This window comes from Aquimarina atlantica (genome assembly GCF_000626715.1).
Lineage (GTDB): Bacteria > Bacteroidota > Bacteroidia > Flavobacteriales > Flavobacteriaceae > Aquimarina > Aquimarina atlantica.
This window is the reverse complement of the sequence record NZ_AQRA01000003.1, coordinates 54,931-75,052: the sequence shown is the minus strand read 5'-3', so window position 1 is coordinate 75,052 and position 20,122 is coordinate 54,931. Positions and strand designations below refer to the sequence as shown.

The following is a 20,122-nucleotide window of genomic DNA, read 5'->3' as shown; positions in this document are numbered from 1 at the left end:
GATTCTTTAATTAGTTAATTAAGCTTCTGTAGTGTTTCTTACTTTTGTTTGATACACAACATTAGGTTTTGTTCCTACATGTTCTAATAAATGATAAGCTCTGTCATCTTTTATTAATTCTGAAATTATGCTTCCTTCTTCATTAACATCTCCAAAACGCATTGCTCCCGATGAACAAGCAGCAGAGCAAGCACATGCATCATTAAATTCGCCTGCAGCCACTAATCTTCCTTCTCGTTTAGCTTTTAGTATAATAGCTTGTGTTGACTGAATACAGAAAGAACATTTTTCCATAACCCCTCTAGAACGTACAGTAACATCAGGATTAAGTACCATTCTACCTAAATCATTATTCATATGGTAATCAAACTCGTCATTATTGTTATATAAGAACCAGTTAAATCTACGTACTTTATATGGGCAGTTATTAGCACAGTATCGTGTACCTACACAACGGTTATATGCCATATGGTTTTGCCCTTGTCTACCATGTGATGTAGCTGCAACAGGACACACAGTCTCACATGGAGCGTGGTTACAGTGCTGGCACATTACAGGCTGAAATACTACCTGAGGATTATCTGATGGATTTTCCATCTCGCCAAACTCAGATAAAGAGCTTCCTAAACCAGCAATATTATCTTTCTTGTCATTATCACCTTCAAAACTATCTTGTGAAGAATAATATCTATCAATACGTAACCAATGCATATCTCTAGACCTACGTACTTCTGATTTACCTACTACAGGTACATTATTCTCTGCATGACAAGCGATAACACAAGCACCACATCCTGTACAAGCATTTAAATCAATAGAAAGATTAAAATGATGTCCTACAGAACGATCAAATTCATCCCAAAGATCAACCTCTGGAGAAGTAACTTCGTATTCTATATGATTTTTACTCACTTCAGGAATTGCATTCCATTCGTGCTTATCTTTTGTATTAAATATTTCAAGCGTAGTTTCTTTTACAATATCACCACGCCCCATTAATGTATTATGCAATTGTACACAAGCAAACTCATGTACTCCTTCTGCAGCGGTAATTGAAACATTTTGTACGGCATTAAGATTTTGATATAAAGGATAGGCATTTATACCTACTATCATATCTTCTTTAATCCCTTTTGATTTACCATATCCTAAAGCTAATCCAACAGAACCTTTAGCCTGTCCCGGTTGAATAATTACCGGAACTTTTATTGGCTCACCTCCTTGAACTGAAATATTCGCATAACTCCCGTTTAGAGCTCCATTTGCAACATTTTCGTTGGTTAATCCTAACTCAGCAGCATCTGCTCGAGAAACTGTTAAGTAGTTATCCCAAGATGCTCTAGTAATAGGATCAGGCATTTCTTGTAACCAAGGGTTATTAGCCTGTTGACCATCTCCTAATGCTATTTTTGCATATAACGTAAGTTCTATTCCATTAGATTTTGCAACAGAAAGTCTTCTTGATGCAGCACCAACATCTGGTCCTGCTGAAGTTGGTACTGGAGCTGCTTCTATATCTGCTACATCTCCTTCTGGTGTTTCAAGTGCATCTACTAGTTCTTGTTTAGGAAGTATTGGTTTTACCAATACCCCATCATGAAGAGCTTGATTCCAGGAAGTACCTCCAAGAATCCCCGTCCATGCGCTTTTTATATAATCATGGTAGGTAGATGAATTACCAGTCCATTTTAATAATGTTTCTTGAAATTGTCTTGTATCAAACAAAGGTCTGATCGTAGGCTGCATTAAACTATAGCTTCCTCTTTTTAGTTCGATATCTCCCCAAGATTCTAAATAATGAGGCGTTGTTGCAACATAATTACACAACTCAGCCGTAGCATCGTTATGCATACTAAATGCTACAGATATATCTACTTTTTCAAGACCGCTTTTAAACTCATTTGCATTTGGTAATGAATATACTGGATTAACACCAGCAATTAACAAACCTCCTACACGTCCTGCATTCATATCCTTCACCAATTGAGCAACTGCCTTGGCATCTCCCTGACGTATTGTACGCGGGGTGTTTTTATTAAAGGCTTTACTTTGGATAGCTTTATTAATTTCTAAAACTACCAATTGTGCATCAACATCCTGAATTCCTGTAACTACCAAAGCATTGCTTCCTGCTTTCTGAATCTCTTTTGCAGCTTTAACTACTTCTGCATCAAGCTTCGAATCCAAAGCTCCTTTAGAACCAGATCCCGTTACATATTTATATAGAGCAGCAAGTACTTGTTTCTGTTCTGATGGAGTAGCTTGTATTCTTTTATCTGCATTAGCTCCCGTTAAAGACATATTTGCCTCAAACTGAATATGCTTAGACATTTTTCCATTTTTAGGAATACGCCCTTTTGCATATGCGCCATCATATCCTCCTCCTTGCCAATCTCCTAAAAAGTCTGCTGCAATACTTACAACCGTATTTGCTTTAGAAAAATCATAATCTGCAAGTGCTCTTTCCCCATACATCATTTGATATGCGTCTAGAGCCTCACTAGTAGAAATAGCATCATATACTACGTGTTTAACGTTTTGATATTTTGCTTTGAATTCTGAAATCAACTTTGATGTAGACGGGCTAGCAAATGTTTGAGTTAACAAAACAATTTGTTTACCTCCAAGGCTATTTAACTTTGCGCTTACTTCTTTATCTAAAAGATCCCAATCAACATTTTCATTACCTTTTCTAGGTCCCTGAAGACGAGAACTATCGTACAATGATAATACTGAAGCATGTACTCTCGCATTAGCATCGCAATTAGATTTAGCCAGGTTGTTATTTTCTACCTTTATAGGTCGACCTTCTCTGGTTTTAATTAAAACACTTGCGAAGTCATACCCATCTGCAATTGTAGTTGCATAGTAGTTAGCAACACCAGGCACTATTCTGTCTGGTTGAACTACATATGGTATTGATTTTTTTACAGGGCCTTCACATGCTGCTAATGAAGCAGCTGCTGTACTAAAACCTACATATTTAAGAAAATCACGACGAGAGGTCGATGAATTCTCTAACGATGACTTATCACCTAAAAACTTGTCCGTAGGAATCTCCTTAACGAATTCGTTTTGTTGTAGCGTCTCAACAATAGAGCTGTTTTCGTTTAGCTCTTCAACACTTTTCCAGTATTTCTTGTTTGATGACATATATAATTGATATTAGCTTCTTACTATTCTTCCGTTTACGAAAAACAATTGTTTTATTATTAATAATGACATTTACCACATTCCAGACCACCCATTTGAGCAGCTGTTAATTGATCAACCCCATATTTTTTAGAAAGTTCTTTATGAATTTTCTCATAATACTTATTATCAGCAACTTTTACATTGGTCTCTCTATGACAATTAACACACCATCCCATAGTAAGCGGAGCATGCTGATACATAATTTCCATTTCTTCTACCGGACCATGACATGTCTGGCACTCTACTCCAGCAACACTTACGTGCTGAGAGTGATTAAAGTATGCAAAATCAGGAAGGTTATGAATACGAACCCATTTTACAGGCTGAGCATCCCCAGTATATGATTGCGTATTAGTATCCCAACCTACTGCTTTGTATAATTTTTGAATCTCACCATCATAGAATTCTTTAGAGTATTCTTCTGTTGCAGTAGCATCAGCCACTTCACTAATAGACTTATGACAGTTCATACAAACATTAAGAGAAGGAATTCCTGATGTTTTACTAACTCTTGCAGAAGAGTGACAATATTTACATTCTATCTTATTATCACCAGCATGAATTTTATGAGAGTAGTGTATTGGCTGAACAGGTTGATATCCTTGATCAACTCCTACCTGCATAAAGTATCCATATACAAAATAACCACTTGCCAGTAATAAGAAAATAGCAGTAACCATAACCAAAAATTGGTTTTGAATAAATGCTTTCCAGATTGGAGTTCTTTCTTCTGTCTGAGGTAACTCTACATTATTAGCTTCTGCAAAACTTCTTAGCGTCTTATTAACAAGGAATAAAACTACAACCAGCATTAAAAACACTAATGCTAATATTGCTAAAATCACATTAGCAGAAACTCCTGAGTTCTCACCACCTCCAGAAGTAGTATCACTTCCCGGAACAGGTGCAGGCGGATCAGCCTTAGGCTCCATTACATAAGCCAAAATATTATCAATATCACCATTTGTTAACTGCGGAAAAGCATTCATTGCAGTTTTGTTATACTCTTCAAAAACAGCAACAGCTTGTGGATCACCAGAAGCGACCATAGCTGCACTATTCTTTATCCATGAATATAACCATGCTCTGTCATACTTATCAGCAACTCCAAAAAGAGCAGGACCAACTGCCTTTTTATAACGCTTATGACAAGCCGCACAAAGTGATTTAAACAACTCTTCTCCCTTAGCTACATCTCCTCCAGACGAAGCTTCAGTTACAGCAGCGTTATCAACAGCCGCTTCATCCTGCCCAAAGACAGGGTTAAAAAAAGTAAATAAAAAAACAGTTCCTAGGATTAGGATTTTAGAGGCTGAATTTCGGTGTTTCACCTGTTTCATATTATCAAGTAGAATTATCGTCTTAATTTTGGTATGGTTTTTTCATTAATATCTTAAAAAAGATATAAAACCGGCACTTTTAATTCGACGACAAAAGTACTATAATTAGTCGATTTTAGAAATGTTAGAGAACCGTTAACCATTAATTTATAACAATTCTAAATAATAATTTTTACGGATTTTGAGTTATTAAACTTTACCTTTGCATCAAATCAATTTGTAATGAGAATGTTAAACACCACAAACCATATTTTTCTGTTTGGTTTTTACCTTATAACTACCAGCACTTTAACCGCTCAAGATGGCACAAATATTACTCCTGATACTCCAAATCAGCCCGATTTTGTACCCGTAAACATATTACCACAACCAGAAGCATCTGTAACTATCAATCAAGATCCGAGAATAAAAATGCTTCTTGACATAAAATCTAAGATGGAAAAAGATGGAGAATTTAGTGATCGTTATAAGATTCAGTTATATTATGGTAGTTTAAACAAGGCAAATGAAATAATCAGAGCTTCAAAAGAAGCTTTCCCTAAATGGAGTTCATCGATCCAATGGGAAACACCTAATTATAAAGTATGGATGGGAAACTATCGCACAAGACTTGAAGCTGACAGAGCATTAAAAGAAGTGCATACCAAATTTCCTAATGCATTTATATTTAGGCCAGAAAAAAAATAAAAATCTTTCTTATTTATAAATAATAAACCCGATGTTTTCACATCGGGTTTATTATTTACTATATTATTTACTATATTATTTTAGATATTATAGTTTCTTCTTTACAGCTACTTCCTGATAAGCCTCTACTATATCACCTTCTTTAATATCATTATAGTTCTTAATTTGCAGACCACAGTCATATCCTTTTGCTACTTCTTTTACATCATCTTTAAATCTTTTTAAAGAAGCAAACTCACCAGTATACACTACAACACCTTCTCGAATCAAGCGCACACCAGAATTTCGGAAAAGTTTACCTGTAAGAACCATACATCCTGCAATTGTACCAACTTTAGAAATCTTAAATGTCTCTCTAATCTCTGCAGTTCCTGTAACCTCTTCTTTCATTACCGGAGAAAGCATTCCTTCCATTGCATCTTTAAGATCATTAATGGCATCATAAATAATCGAATATGTTCTGATATCAATTTCTTCTTTATCTGCAACCTGTCTGGCATTACCAGCTGGCCTAACATTAAATCCGATAATAATAGCATCAGATGCAGAGGCGAGCAACACATCACTTTCTGTAATTGCTCCTACTGCTTTATGAATGATATTTACATGAATTTCTTCTGTAGATAATTTCTGGAACGAATCTGTTAATGCTTCTACAGAACCATCAACATCTCCTTTAAGAATAATATTAAGCTCTTTAAAGTCTCCTAATGCAATTCGACGTCCGATCTCATCTAGAGTAATATGTCGTTGTGTACGTACAGATTGCTCTCTATGTAATTGCGCTCGTTTTGAAGCAATATCTTTAGCCTCTCGCTCATCTTCTAACACACTAAACTTATCTCCCGCTTGCGGAGCCCCATCTAATCCAAGGATTGAAACTGGAGTAGAAGGCCCTGCTTCCTTTACACTATTTCCTCGCTCATCCTGCATCGCCTTAATCTTTCCACTATTTTTACCTGCAAGAACATAATCTCCTATTTTAAGTGTACCCGTTTGTACCAAAATAGTAGACACATAACCTCGTCCTTTATCTAAAAATGCTTCAACAACTGTACCCGACGCTAATCGATTTGGATTTGCTTTAAGTTCTAGTATCTCGGCCTCAAGAAGTACTTTTTCAAGTAATTCTTTAACTCCTAATCCAGTTTTAGCAGAAATATCATGGGATTGGATTTTTCCTCCCCAATCTTCTACTAATAAATTCATCGAAGCCAGTTTTTCTTTTATCTTTTCAGGATTTGCTTCTGGCCTATCTACCTTATTAATAGCAAACACAATAGGAACCCCTGCTGCCTGAGCATGACTAATCGCTTCCTTGGTTTGTGGCATCACATCATCATCTGCCGCAATTACAATAATCGCCAAATCTGTTACCTGCGCACCACGTGCTCGCATTGCGGTAAATGCTTCGTGACCAGGTGTATCTAAAAATGCTATTTTTTGCCCGTTTTCTAACTGCACTCCATAGGCCCCGATATGCTGGGTAATCCCACCACTCTCACCTGCTATTACATTTTCTTCTCGAATATAATCAAGCAGAGATGTTTTACCATGATCAACATGTCCCATCACAGTTACAATTGGCGCTCTTTCTTCTAAATCCTCGGGAGCATCTACAATTTCTTCTATAGACTCCTCGATATCTGCAGTTACAAAATTAACTTCATAACCAAATTCATCTGCAACAATAGAAAGAGTCTCTGCATCTAAACGCTGATTCATTGTCACCATTATTCCTAATGACATACAAGCCGAAATAATATCGGTGGTGGGCACATTCATCATCGTAGCAACTTCAGAAGCTGTAACAAATTCTGTTACTTTAAGCACTTTGCTTTCCTGTTCCTGTTGTGCTACATCGTCTTCTGCTTTCTGACGGTGCTGATCTCGCTTATCCCTACGATACTTAGCCGCTTTTGACTTATTAGATTTTCCTTGTAATTTTTCAAGAGTCTCTCGTACTTGTTTTTGCACTTCTTCTTCGCTTGGCTCTTCTTTTACAATGGCAGGTCGTTTCCCTTTTGCTGGTCCTCTTCCTCTATTTCCACCTCGGTTACCACCACCAGACTGACCTCCAGGTCTACCTCCGCCAGATCCTTGAGCGCCACCTCCTTCTTTACTAATTCTTCGTCGGCGTTTTTTTGCTGCATCTCCTGCATTCGAAGATTTCTTATCAGACTTATCTTCTTTCTTTTTGGCTGGTTTTTTAAATTGAGTTAAATCAATTTTCTGACCGGTAAAATTAGGGCCATCTAATTTCTTATATTGAGTTTTAACCTTTTCTGGCTCTACAGAAACCTCAGACTCCACTTCTGGCTTTTGAGCTTCAGGCTTGTCTTTGCTTACAACAGGCTCTATAGGCTTCTCCTCTTTTATTTCTTTTGGTGCTTGTCGCGTTATTTTAATTCCTTTTTTCTGAGGTCGATTTGAAACTATTTCTGGAGCTTTACTTTTTACCTCTTCCTTTTCTTTTACCTTTTCTACCTTAGAAGCTTCAACTGCTTTTTCCTCGGGTTTTGCAGTATTATCTTCTTGTTTTTCTCCTTCCAGTTCAATTTTACCTACTTGTTTAGGTCCACTTAATTGAGCTTTAGCTTTTACGACTTCTCGAGCTTCTGCACGTTTACGCTTTTCTTCCTGTTCATTTTCGATCTGCACTCGCAATGCTTCTTTCTCTTTCTTCTTTTCTTCCCCGACTTCTTTTGAAGCTACTTTTTTACTCTTATCAGTTTGAAATTCATCAAACAAGAGCTGATAAATCTCCGAAGAAATTTTTGTAGTAGGACGCGCATCTATCTCATGACCTTTTGAGTTCAAAAAGTCAACAGCCCGATCTAGCGAGATATTGAATTCGCGTAATACTTTATTTAGTCTCATTGTTCCTGCTTCAGCCATAAATGCCTTTTATTTAATGCTCAAATATAATTAATTGTGATTATTAATCTTCAAATTCAGATTTTAATATTCTAATCACTTCGCTTACTGTCTCTTCCTCAAGGTCAGTTCGCTTTACTAAATCACTAATATCTTGTTCTAAAATACTCTTTGCTGTATCCAAACCAATTTTAGAAAATTCTTCAATAATCCATGAGTCGATTTCATCAGAAAACTCTGTTAACTCGACATCTTCTTCCACCCCTTCTCTAAACACATCTATCTCATAACCTGTTAGTTGCCCTGCCAATCTAATATTATGACCTCCTCGACCAATAGCTTTAGAAACTTCTTCTGGTCTTAGCATTACCTCTGCTCGACTAGTCTCTTCATTAATCTTTATAGAAGTTACTTTTGCAGGACTTAATGCTCTTGTAATAAATAATTGTAAATTATTTGTATAATTAATAACATCAATATTTTCATTACCTAATTCTCTTACGATACCATGTATACGAGAACCTTTCATACCAACACACGCTCCTACAGGATCAATTCTATCATCATACGAATCTACAGCAACTTTTGCTTTTTCTCCAGGAATTCTAACTACTTTTTTAACTGTAATTAATCCATCAAACACTTCTGGTATTTCTGATTCGAACAATTTCTCTAAAAACAGAGGCGATGTTCTAGACATTATAATAGATGGCTTATTACCTTTAAGCTCTACAGATTCGATTACTCCTCGTACATTTTCTCCTTTTCTGAAAAAATCAGAAGGTATCTGTCTATCCTTAGGCAATATAATTTCATTACCCTCATCATCTAACATTATAATCGCCCTATGGCGAATATGATGAACCTCTGCAGTATAAATCTCTCCTTCTAATTCTTTAAACTGTTTATAAATATTAGTATTGTCATGCTCATGAATTTTAGAAATCAAATTCTGGCGTAATGCTAATATAGAACGTCTTCCTAAATCTATAAGCTTAACTTCTTCTGATACATCTTCTCCTACTTCAAAATCAGGCTCTATTTTTTGTGCTTCAGTTAGTGATATTTCTTGATTACCATCTTCAACTTCTCCATCTCCTACTACAATACGATTTCTCCAAATTTCTAAATCTCCTTTATCAGGATTTATAATGATATCGAAATTGTCATCACTACCAAACTTCTTCTTTAGAGCATTCCTAAATACATCTTCTAAGATCGACATTAACGTAACACGATCTATAAATTTATCATCCTTGAATTCTGAAAATGATTCTATTAATGCGATATTTTCCATATCAATATATTATAATTAAAATGTTATCATAACTTTTGCTTCTACAATATTTTCATAAGCTATAGTAGCTTCTTTAGTAACGGTTACTTTACCTTTACCTACTGGCTTAGGCTCTCGTGTTTTCCACGTTAAGACAACTGTATCTTCGGTTGCCGAGATCAGTTCTCCTTCGATTGTTTCTTCGGTTGTTTTCACCTTAAGTTTTCTACCCACATTCTTTTTATATTGCCGAACATGTTTCAACCCTTCAGAAACACCAGAAGACATCACCTGAAGAGAAAAATCTTCTTCTTCTCTATCCAAATTGTGCTCAATTGCCCTGCTCACAGCGATACAATCTTCTACTTTCACACCATTATCTCCATCAATAATAATTTCAATACTATTGTCGGGATGGATTTTACTTTCAATTAGAAATAAGGACGGATTTTCTTGAAGTGCCCCCTCTAATAAATTCTGAACTTTGTCTTTTAATGACATAAATAGATAAAAAGAGGGGACTTCTCGTCCCCTCATCCTGGTTTTTTAATTTCAACGGTGCAAAGATAGTAATAATATCTTATATACAAAATATCGCTAAGAATGAATTTATTCGTAAATTTAAGATACCCTATACAAACAGCTTCTTACTTAATCCATATAACCATCAATATGTTCTAAATTCAAAATGATAAACGAATAACATATTTCAAAAAAGCAGTATTATGATTAAAAGTATACTAGTTCCGACAGATTTTTCTAAACAAGCCGAAAGTGCACTAAAAGTAGCCGCTCAAATAGCAAAAAAAAATAATGCCAAAATCTATCTGTTACATATTTTAGAACTCCCGATGCATCTTACAGATTTAATGTCTTCTGGGGCACCAGGACCTGCACCAGAGGCTGTTTTTTTTATGAAACAAACCCACAAAAAATTTGAAGAAGTACTAAATCAGGACTATTTAAAAGACATTGACGTCATTGAGACTGTAAATTTTGAAGATGTACTGCATGGAATTATTGATTCGAGCACCAAAAATAATGTAGACATTATTATTATGGGATCTCATGGCTCTACTGGTTTTGAAGAATTATTTATAGGCTCTAATGCTGAAAAAGTGGTTCGAACATCAAAAAAACCAGTATTAGTTATCAAAGAAGATTGTGATATTTTTGAAATTAATGACTTTGTATATGCTACAAATTTTGATGATGAAGATAAGCCATGTCTTTTAGCAGCACACGATTTTTCTAAATCAATTCAAGCAAAACTTCATTTAGTATGGATAAATACAGCTAATGGATTTAAAACTACTTATGAAACTGAAGAAAAAATGAATAATATGATCTCTAATCTAGCCATAGAGGGCTATAGTCTAAACATCTACAACGATAATACCGTAGAAAAAGGAATTCTTAATTTTGCTGACTCTATCAATGCAGGTATGATCGGTATTAGCACTCACGGCAGAAAAGGAATATCACACTTTATTAATGGAAGTTTAGGAGAAGACGTTGTAAATCATGCAAAAAGACCAGTGCTCACTTTTAAAATTTAACATCTTCATACTGCTAAAACAAAAAAGGAGCAAATAAATTTGCTCCTTTTTTTGTTGGCCTACTAGGGCTCGAACCTAGACTCTTCTGGACCAAAACCAGACGTGTTGCCAGTTACACCATAGGCCAATACGTGTTTGCGGGTGCAAATTTAAAATTTTCTTTTGGCTCTGCAAACATTTTTTAAAATTTATTCTACTAAATCAATAATCTATTTACAAAACCTTGGTTATAAGTCTAAAATATAAACTTCTGTTAAGCGTTTCCTAAAAAAACTAAGGTTAAAGTATTTTTATTATTAAATTCGCCACACGTTATATAACTGAATAAATCTTATGAGCACATTCAACTTTACCAAGTGGAATAAAATATTAGGATGGATTGTTTTTACCATCGCTTTATGCGTTTACGCAATGACGGTAGAACCCACTGCTAGTTTTTGGGATGCAGGAGAGTACATTGCCACCTCTTCGAAATTACAAGTTGGCCATCCACCAGGAGCACCTCTTTTCCAAATGATTGGAGCTTTTGCTTCCGCTTTTGCATCAGATCCCACACAAATTGCATTAATGGTAAACATGACTTCTGCATTTGCTAGCGCATTTACGATTCTTTTCATGTTTTGGTCGATCACCATTCTTGTAAAAAAAGTAATTGTAAAAGATGAAGAATTAACACAAGGTAAAGCAATGGCTATTTTAGGTAGTGGCATGGTAGGGGCTTTAGCCTTTTCCTTTACAGATAGCTTTTGGTTTAATGCCGTAGAAGCCGAAGTATACGCAATGGCCACCTGCATTTTATCTGTTCTTTTCTATCTTGGATTATTATGGGAACGTGACATGCATACCCCTAGAGGTAACAGATGGTTGCTATTAATTTCTTTTATTGTAGGATTATCTTTCGGTGTTCACTTTATGGGATTACTTTCTATCCCTGCAATTGGGCTATTATATTATTTCAAAAATTACAAAGAAATTACTATTAAAAATTTCATTGTTGCCAATATCGTTGTTGTAGCTATATTGTTGTTTATTTTTAAACTCCTATTACCTTCTACACTTAAATTCTTTGGTGCAGCTGAAGTCTTTTTTGTTAATTCTATAGGTATGCCTTTTAACTCAGGAACCATTATTGCTGGATTAATAATTGCTGCAGCTTTCTATTTTGGTATAAAATACACTCGTAAAAAAAATTACACACAATTAAACACATTGTTATTATGTGTTATGTTTATCCTAATAGGGTTTTCTAGTTGGGTTATGCTTCCTATACGAGCAAATGCAGGAACTGTGATTAATGAAAATAATCCTAATAATGCAAGGGAGCTTCTGGCATATTATAACTTAGAACAATATCCAGAAACTCATCTTTTTTACGGACCTCAATTTACAGAAATCTATGCCGGCCTTGATGAGAACAATCCATACGAAGATGGCAAACCGAAATATGAAAAAGATCTAAAAACCGGAAAATATATTATAGTTAACGATTGGAAAAATGCAAAACAGAATCTTGATGATGCACATAAAGCTATTTTACCAAGAATGTGGAGCACAGAGCATATTGCTAATTATATGGAGTATACAGGACCTATTAAATTTACAATCAAACCCGAGTATCAAGGTGAAGAAGAATTGCTTAATGCCGTTACTCAATTTAGAAGGGAATATGCTACAGGAAAATTAGACAATGATGATTATAATAAATTTCTACAATCGTTTGGTAATTATATCAATGTAGAAAAACCTTCCTTTTGGGATAACGTGGTATATTTATTTGATTACCAAATGGGCTATATGTACTGGCGTTATTTTATGTGGAATTTTGTTGGACGACAAGACGATAACCAAGGTAAACTTACTGATCTAGAAGGAAATTGGCTTAGTGGTATTAAGTTTATTGATGAAATTCGCTTAGGGTCTCAAGATAATTTACCTAGTGACGCTCTTAAAAACAAGGCTCGCAACACCTACTATTTCTTACCATTACTACTAGGATTAATTGGTTTTGTATTTATGTTACAAAGAGACAAGAAAAAATTCTGGGCTTTGCTCATTTTTTTCTTATTTACAGGCCTAGCACTAAAAATTTACCTTAATGAAAGACCTTTTGAGCCAAGAGAGCGGGATTATGCACTGGTAGGGTCATTTTATGTATTTGCCATCTGGATTGGATTTGGTGTATATGCTTTGTTTGATTTACTTAAAAAATACTTACAACCCAAAATACTTGCTCCTATAGTTACCGTGGTTTGCCTATTAGCCGTACCAGTACTATTAGCAGCTCAAAATTGGGATGATCACGATCGTTCAAATCGATATACCGCACAGTCTATGGCAAAAATGTACTTGCAATCTTGTCAAAAAGATGCCATACTATTTACGATAGGTGATAATGACACATTTGCATTATGGTATGCGCAAGAAATTGAAGGTTACCGTACAGATGTTAGAACCGTAAACACAAGTCTTTTTGCAACAGATTGGTATATAGACCAAATGAAAAAAGCTGCATATGAAGGCAAACCTATCCCTTCTCAATTAACTCATGAGTTCTATCGATTCGGAAATAACGATGCTATTTATCACAAACCTGTAACTTCTGATACCATGCTGATCAAAAACTGGATGAGATGGATAGAAACAGATGATCCTCGAACTAAAGGAGATTTGCAAAGTGGTAAAAAAGTAAATACATTTCCTACTAAACACATACGAATCCCTGTAGACAAAGAAGCGGTGCTTAGAAATGGTATTGTAGCTCAAAAAGACGCTGATCTTATTGTACCCTATATAGATATCCATCTTAACGGAGATTTATTGTTTAAAAATCGTCTTTTGATGCTGGATATCATAGCTAATAACAATTGGGAAAGACCTATTTATTTTACTGGCGGAAGCTATGGTGATGATGATTTCTTATGGATGAAAGATTATTTACAATTAGATGGAGTTACTTTTAAATTAGTCCCTATTCGTACTAAGGTAAACCCTCGAAATCCTTTTGAAATGGGAAGAATCGACACCGATCTTATGTATAAAAATGTAACTAGCTGGGATTGGGGTAATAGTAATGATCCGAATATATATCATGATCCAGAAACCAGAAAAAATGCAATTACTTATCGTAGCAATCTGGCAAGACTTGTAGAAGCTTTAATCCAGGAAGATAAAAAAGATAAAGCCAAAGAAATTTTGGATCTGGCAATGGACAAAATGCCAATTGAATACTATGAATATTACACTCTGGTAGAGCCTTATATCTCTGGATATTACGAAATAGGAGAAAAACAAAAAGCCCGAGACTTATGGATAAAACTGGCAAAAAAATACCAGGAGCAACTCACCTATTTTGGTAGTTTAGAACTTAAAGATCAATATCGTTATGCTGAAGAGATTGTAACTAATGTAGAACGCTATCGTAGTGTAGTTGATTTATTACTAATCAATCAGGATCGGGAAATGATAGAAGAAAAGGCAGATGAGTTTAACAAATACCTGAGATTGTTTACTAGACTCTATTCTGAAGATGAAGAATATGATGACGATGAAGCCATACGTAAACAACAAGAAGAAGATCTTATTAAAGAGTTTCAAAACCAAGAAAAATCGTTAGACTCTTTAGACAGTATAGCAAACTAATTATTAAAAGTGAGTCTTTATAAGACTCACTTTTTTAGTACACTCATAGTGCAGATAATTCCAAATAAAACTCCTAAGCTTATTAAACAGCTTTTCCCAAATTATATCTGGGATCTTTATACAACTAATGAAAAGAAGCTATATTTAACTTTTGATGATGGCCCTATCCCTGGTGTTACAGAATTTGTTTTGACCCAGTTAAATCAATATAATGCCAAAGCAACTTTTTTTTGTATAGGTGATAATATTAGAAAACACCCCGAGGTTTTTCGACAGATTCTAGCAGAGGGTCATGCTATAGGCAATCATACTATGAATCATTTAAAAGCCTGGAAAACCAATCTAGAAATATACATTCAAAACACTATAGATTGTCAAAATCTAATCCAGGAATATTCACCTAAGAAAGATATACAGCAAATATTTAGACCTCCATATGGACAAATTAGCCGCACCAAATTTAAAGTTCTAGAAAAGTTAGGATATAAAATTATACTTTGGGATGTATTATCAAAAGATTGGGAACAAACAATATCACCTGAAGAATGTTTACAAAATGTGCTTCAAAATGCACAACAGGGAAGCATTATTGTTTTTCATGACAGCATAAAAGCCTCAAAAAACCTTACAGTTATACTACCTGAGATCTTAGACTATTTTTCTAAAAGAGGATATGTTTTTGATACCATCGGGCTCTAAACATACTCTTTCATGAGACCGATTAGTGTATTAGCATCTTGCTCGCCACTTTGTCTCCAAACCATCTCACCTTCTTTATAAATCATTAATGTAGGAAGTCCTTTAATACGTAAAGCAGTAGCCAACTCTTCATTCTTATCTACATCAATCTTTATAACTTTCCCTTTATCTCCAAGTGCCGCAGCTACATCTCTTAACACAGGATGCATTGCCAGAGAGGGTTCGTTCCATTCGGTAAAAAAGTCTAATAAGACAGGAACTTCAATACCTATTATATCTCCAAACTTTGACATGTTCAAAAACTTTTATGTTTGAGCCTTTAATAATTGGCCATTAAACAGTTGTAAATATAACACTTTCTGAATTATGTGCCTTTACCATTAGATCCTTTTCTCAATTCAATAACTGTAATCTCGGGCCATATACCAACCCGTCCCGGAAAAGCATGAAATCCAAAACCACGATTTACATTTAGATACCTTCCCATTTCATCATACATTCCTGCCCATTGCTTATATACATATTGCACTGGGCTCCATCGTACAAATCCGGGAATTTCAATCCCAAATTGAAATCCATGGGTATGCCCACTTAATGTAAGGTGGTAATGATCCGAATGTTTCTTCACTTCATATTCCCAATGTGAGGGATCATGACTTAACAAAACTTTAAAATCTTCTTTAGCGACTTTTTCAGAAGCTTTTTTCAAATCACCTGCTTTCTTAAAGTTATGCCCCCAATTCTCTACTCCTATCACAGCAATACGCTCACCATCCTTTTCTACAAAAGTACTATCATTAAGTAACAGATTAAAATCAATTTTAGTATGAACTTCCTTTATTGCTTCAAAATTTGCATCTTTTTCTTCTTGACTGTTCCAGGTAACATATTCTCCATAATCATGATTTCCCAAAACAGAATATTTGCCATACTTAGGTGTTTTAATACGCTTAAAAGTATCTATCCAATCATCCATTTCTTCTGCTACAGTATTCACAATATCTCCTGTAAATAGCAATAAATCTGTTTCTTGTTCATTAATTAAATCTACTGCATATTCGATTTTAGCAGCATCATCAAAACTTCCTGAATGTATGTCTGAAATTTGCGTAATCCGAAATCCATCAAACGCAGCAGGAAGATCCTCATAATACAATACATGACGTATCACTTTAAAATTATATTTCCCTCTAAAAATACCATGTAACAATCCCCCAAGAGGTATTGCAGCAACACCAAGTGCCAATTGGCTTATAAATTTTCTGCGATCCGGAAAATATTGAGTAGCTGTACCTTCAAAAAAAGTATTAGTGAGATAATTATATCCCGCCACACAAACCCTAATAATGTCTTCACCAAATAAAAACAAAATCATAATCAACTTAGGCACCAAAGTGAGTAACAAAAGTGCACTAGCTCTTAATGTGTATTTGGTTGGACCAACACTGCGATCATAGTTAGCAAAGATGTAAATAACATAGCTTAAGATAAGCAATGACAATACTAAATACCCTATTTGCACCCATTGATTTTTGGTGATAGTTCGAATGGCTTGATATGCATAAGTTTCAATAAGTATGTATAGAATTATAGGGACTAACCAACGCATAATTTGTTGTAAAATTTTAATTATTAAACAAAGCTATCCCTCCTTTTTAATTTGCGGCTATTTTTTAAGTAAAAATTAACGATAAATAAATTTTACGATCAAAAAGCGTTAAAATCATGTCTTTACCCGGCATAAATCTTAACAATTTCTTTTAGAACTAAGATTTTTATTTGTAACTTCGTTTCATATTCCTTTTTAGGGCTTAATTACAATTTAAAAAATCATATACTATATATAAAAATTACTATCGTATTTATAGCAGTTGATACATTGTTATCAATTTTATTTTGGGGCGAAATGCCGTCAGTTTTTGGCGGCATTTCTTTATTATATTTATTATAGTTTTTGACGCTAATTTGATTAATCTTCTTTTTATATTGCATTTCTAAAATTTAACTCACATCATGTCACAAAAACGCCTTTTTCTTCTGGATGCTTTCGCTCTTATTTTTCGAGGGTATTATGCACTTATTAAAAACCCAAGAATTAACTCTAAAGGGCAGGACACATCTGCAATTTTAGGTTTTGTAAATTCTTTATTCGATGTTATTAAGAGAGAGAAGCCCGATCATTTGGCTGTTGCATTTGACAAGCAAGGGAGTAAAGATCGATTAGAAATTTTTCCTGAGTACAAGGCTAATCGCGATGAAACTCCCGAGGCCATTAAAATTGCTGTACCTATAATTCAGGAAATATTAAAAGCCATGCACATTCCTATCATAGAAAAAGCAGGTGTCGAAGCAGATGATTTAATTGGTACTATTGCCAAACAAGCCGAAAAAGAAGGATATCAAACATACATGGTTACTCCCGATAAGGATTATGCGCAATTAGTTTCTGAAAACATTTTTATGTATCGACCTGCCAGAATGGGAAATGGAATCGAAATCTGGGGAATACCAGAGGTACAAAAAAGATTTGAGGTAGAGCGACCAGAGCAGGTTATTGATTATCTAGGTATGATGGGTGATGCTGTGGATAATATTCCCGGATTACCGGGAGTTGGCGACAAGACAGCCAAAAAATTTCTTGCAGAATACGGTTCTATGGAAGGTCTATTAGCTAATACCGATAAGCTAAAAGGTAAAATGAAAGAAAAAGTAGAAGCAAATGCAGAATTAGGCCTTCTTTCTAAAAAACTTGCAACCATTATTTTAGATTGCGATGTAACCTTTAATGCCAGTGATTACGAATTTACAAAACCCGATGCACAAAAAGTACATAAGATTTTTGAAGAATTAGAGTTTAGAAGGCTTACAGATCAATTTACTAAGATTTTTTCAGAAGAAGGAACTAATACATCTTCCCAAAACACAGATAGCTCTACCGCAAAGAAAAAAACAACACAAGCTGGAGTAGGTCAATTTTCATTATTTGGTGAAACCGAGGAATCTGGCGAAGCTACTTCTTTTTCTAGCAGAAAAACAATTGCAAATACCGAACATTTTTATCAAAGCGTTGCTCCGGGAATGGCAATGAAATTATTCCTACAAAATTTATTAAAGCAAGAAAATGTTTGTTTTGACACCGAAACCACAGGTCTTAATCCATTAATTGCAGAATTGGTAGGAATTGCTTTTTCCTGGGAAGCGGGAAAAGGTTTTTACATTCCTTTTCCAGAAGATCGTATCGAAGCACAGGAATTAATCGAACAACTACGACCTTTCTTTGAAGCCGAACATATCACAAAAATTGGTCAAAATTTAAAATATGACATCAAAGTTTTGGCAAAATATAATATCGAAGTCAGAGGAACTCTATTTGATACAATGCTAGCCCATTATCTCATCAACCCGGATATGAGACACAATATGGATGTACTTGCTGAAACTTACCTTAATTATACTCCGGTTTCTATCACTGAATTAATTGGAAAAAAAGGCAAAAACCAGCTATCTTTCAGACAAGTACCAATAGATCAACAAACCGAATACGCTGTAGAGGATGCAGATATTACTTTTCAGTTAAAAGAACATTTTACACCAGAGCTTACCGAAGCAAAAACAGTTTCTTTATTTAAGGATATTGAAATTCCGTTACTAAGAGTTCTAGCCGATATGGAAATCGAAGGAATTAATCTGGATAAAGGTTTTTTACAATCTCTTTCTGAAGAATTAGATAGCGATATCAAAACATTAGAGCAAAAAATCTACACAGAAGCTGGTGAAGAATTCAACATTGCATCACCAAAGCAATTGGGTGTTATATTATTTGAAAAAATGAAATTGGTAGACAAACCCAAAAAGACAAAGACAGGTCAATATTCTACTGCCGAAGATGTATTATCCTATCTTGCCAAAGATCATGAGATTATTCAAAATATATTGGATTTCAGAGGATTGTCTAAACTAAAAAGCACTTACGTTGATGCACTACCAACACAGGTCGACGAAAATACCGGACGTGTTCATACAGATTATATGCAAACGGTAGCTGCTACAGGGCGTTTAAGTTCTAATAATCCTAATTTACAGAACATTCCTATTCGTACAGAAAGAGGAAGACAGGTAAGAAAAGCATTTATCCCCAGAGATGAAGAACACACACTACTGGCGGCAGATTATTCTCAAATAGAATTAAGGATCATTGCTGCTTTAAGCAAAGAAGAGACCATGATCGAAGCTTTTAAAAATGGTGAAGATATTCATGCTTCAACCGCTGCAAAAGTATTTGATGTACCTCTCAACGAAGTAACTCGAGAGCAACGTAGTAATGCCAAAACAGTAAACTTTGGGATCATTTATGGAGTTTCGGCTTTTGGATTAAGTAATCAAACCAATCTTTCACGAGGTGAAGCTAAAGAATTAATAGATACGTATTACAAAACATACCCTAAGCTTCGTAATTACATGAGTGAACAGGTAGATTTTGCGAGAGAAAATGGTTATGTACAAACGGTTTTAGGAAGACGTCGATATTTAAAAAACATTAACTCTGCAAATGCAATTGTTCGCGGTGCAGCTGAACGAAATGCAGTAAATGCACCCATTCAAGGAAGTGCTGCCGATATTATCAAGATTGCAATGATCAATATTCACAAAAAACTAAAGGAAGGAAACTATAAGACCAAAATGCTACTACAGGTGCATGATGAATTGGTCTTTGATGTTTTTAAACCAGAACTAGAAGAGGTCAAAATCTTAATCAAAACCGAAATGGAAAACGCATATACTTTAGAAGTTCCGTTAGATGTAGATCTTGGACTTGGTAAAGACTGGTTAGAGGCTCACTAAAGATAGTA

12 protein-coding genes and 1 tRNA gene are annotated in these 20,122 nt (G+C 34.9%); 5 read left to right on the top strand and 8 right to left on the bottom strand.

The window, feature by feature from the left end:
* Positions 1-18: 18 nt before the first annotated feature.
* Entirely contained in the window at positions 19-3,153 is a 3,135-nt protein-coding gene (locus tag ATO12_RS07140) for a TAT-variant-translocated molybdopterin oxidoreductase (protein WP_034240728.1), read from the bottom strand.
* Between the two features lie 59 nt (positions 3,154-3,212).
* Positions 3,213-4,535: a c-type cytochrome gene (locus ATO12_RS07135; protein ID WP_034240725.1), complete on the bottom strand. Its 1,323-nt coding sequence runs from the start codon at positions 4,533-4,535 to the stop codon at positions 3,213-3,215.
* A gap of 222 nt (positions 4,536-4,757) precedes the next feature.
* On the opposite strand from ATO12_RS07135, the gene ATO12_RS07130 reads away from it, so the two are divergent.
* Positions 4,758-5,222: an SPOR domain-containing protein gene (locus ATO12_RS07130; RefSeq protein WP_131248786.1), complete on the top strand. Its 465-nt coding sequence runs from the start codon at positions 4,758-4,760 to the stop codon at positions 5,220-5,222.
* An 87-nt stretch (positions 5,223-5,309) separates the two neighbouring features.
* On the opposite strand, the gene infB is transcribed toward ATO12_RS07130, so the two are convergent.
* Genes infB through rimP form a run of 3 tightly spaced genes read right to left on the bottom strand, consistent with a single transcriptional unit; the run spans position 5,310 to position 9,912 of the window.
* Entirely contained in the window at positions 5,310-8,120 is a 2,811-nt protein-coding gene (gene infB, locus ATO12_RS07125) for a translation initiation factor IF-2 (RefSeq protein WP_034240722.1), read from the bottom strand.
* A 43-nt stretch (positions 8,121-8,163) separates the two neighbouring features.
* Positions 8,164-9,396 carry a transcription termination factor NusA gene (nusA, locus tag ATO12_RS07120; protein WP_034240718.1) on the bottom strand — a complete coding sequence of 411 codons (1,233 nt, stop codon included), beginning with the start codon at positions 9,394-9,396 and terminating at the stop codon, positions 8,164-8,166.
* A gap of 15 nt (positions 9,397-9,411) precedes the next feature.
* A complete protein-coding gene (gene rimP / locus ATO12_RS07115; RefSeq protein WP_240486103.1) occupies positions 9,412-9,912 on the bottom strand; it encodes a ribosome assembly cofactor RimP in 501 nt (166 codons plus the stop codon).
* Positions 9,913-10,100: 188 nt separating this feature from the next.
* Between rimP and ATO12_RS07110 the strand changes: the two genes are divergently transcribed.
* Entirely contained in the window at positions 10,101-10,934 is an 834-nt protein-coding gene (locus ATO12_RS07110; RefSeq protein WP_316932918.1) for a universal stress protein, read from the top strand.
* 54 nt (positions 10,935-10,988) lie between these two features.
* Here ATO12_RS07110 and ATO12_RS07105 read toward each other — a convergent pair.
* A tRNA-Gln gene (locus ATO12_RS07105) sits at positions 10,989-11,061 on the bottom strand.
* A gap of 206 nt (positions 11,062-11,267) precedes the next feature.
* Between ATO12_RS07105 and ATO12_RS07100 the strand changes: the two genes are divergently transcribed.
* Positions 11,268-14,573, top strand: a complete 3,306-nt coding sequence (locus tag ATO12_RS07100) for a glycosyltransferase family 117 protein (RefSeq protein ID WP_034240715.1) — start codon at positions 11,268-11,270, stop codon at positions 14,571-14,573.
* Between the two features lie 48 nt (positions 14,574-14,621).
* Positions 14,622-15,272 carry a polysaccharide deacetylase family protein gene (locus ATO12_RS07095; protein ID WP_034240712.1) on the top strand — a complete coding sequence of 217 codons (651 nt, stop codon included), beginning with the start codon at positions 14,622-14,624 and terminating at the stop codon, positions 15,270-15,272.
* Here the strand turns inward: ATO12_RS07095 and ATO12_RS07090 are convergent.
* Both ATO12_RS07090 and ATO12_RS07085 read right to left on the bottom strand, forming a co-directional pair.
* Positions 15,269-15,565 carry a thioredoxin family protein gene (locus ATO12_RS07090; RefSeq protein ID WP_024772315.1) on the bottom strand — a complete coding sequence of 99 codons (297 nt, stop codon included), beginning with the start codon at positions 15,563-15,565 and terminating at the stop codon, positions 15,269-15,271. The two genes, ATO12_RS07095 and ATO12_RS07090, sit on opposite strands and share 4 nt — an antisense overlap.
* A 71-nt stretch (positions 15,566-15,636) precedes the next feature.
* Positions 15,637-16,881 carry a metallophosphoesterase gene (locus ATO12_RS07085; protein ID WP_051575665.1) on the bottom strand — a complete coding sequence of 415 codons (1,245 nt, stop codon included), beginning with the start codon at positions 16,879-16,881 and terminating at the stop codon, positions 15,637-15,639.
* 401 nt (positions 16,882-17,282) lie between these two features.
* On the opposite strand from ATO12_RS07085, the gene polA reads away from it, so the two are divergent.
* Positions 17,283-20,114, top strand: a complete 2,832-nt coding sequence (polA, locus tag ATO12_RS07080; RefSeq protein WP_117590012.1) for a DNA polymerase I — start codon at positions 17,283-17,285, stop codon at positions 20,112-20,114.
* Positions 20,115-20,122: the final 8 nt, after the last annotated feature.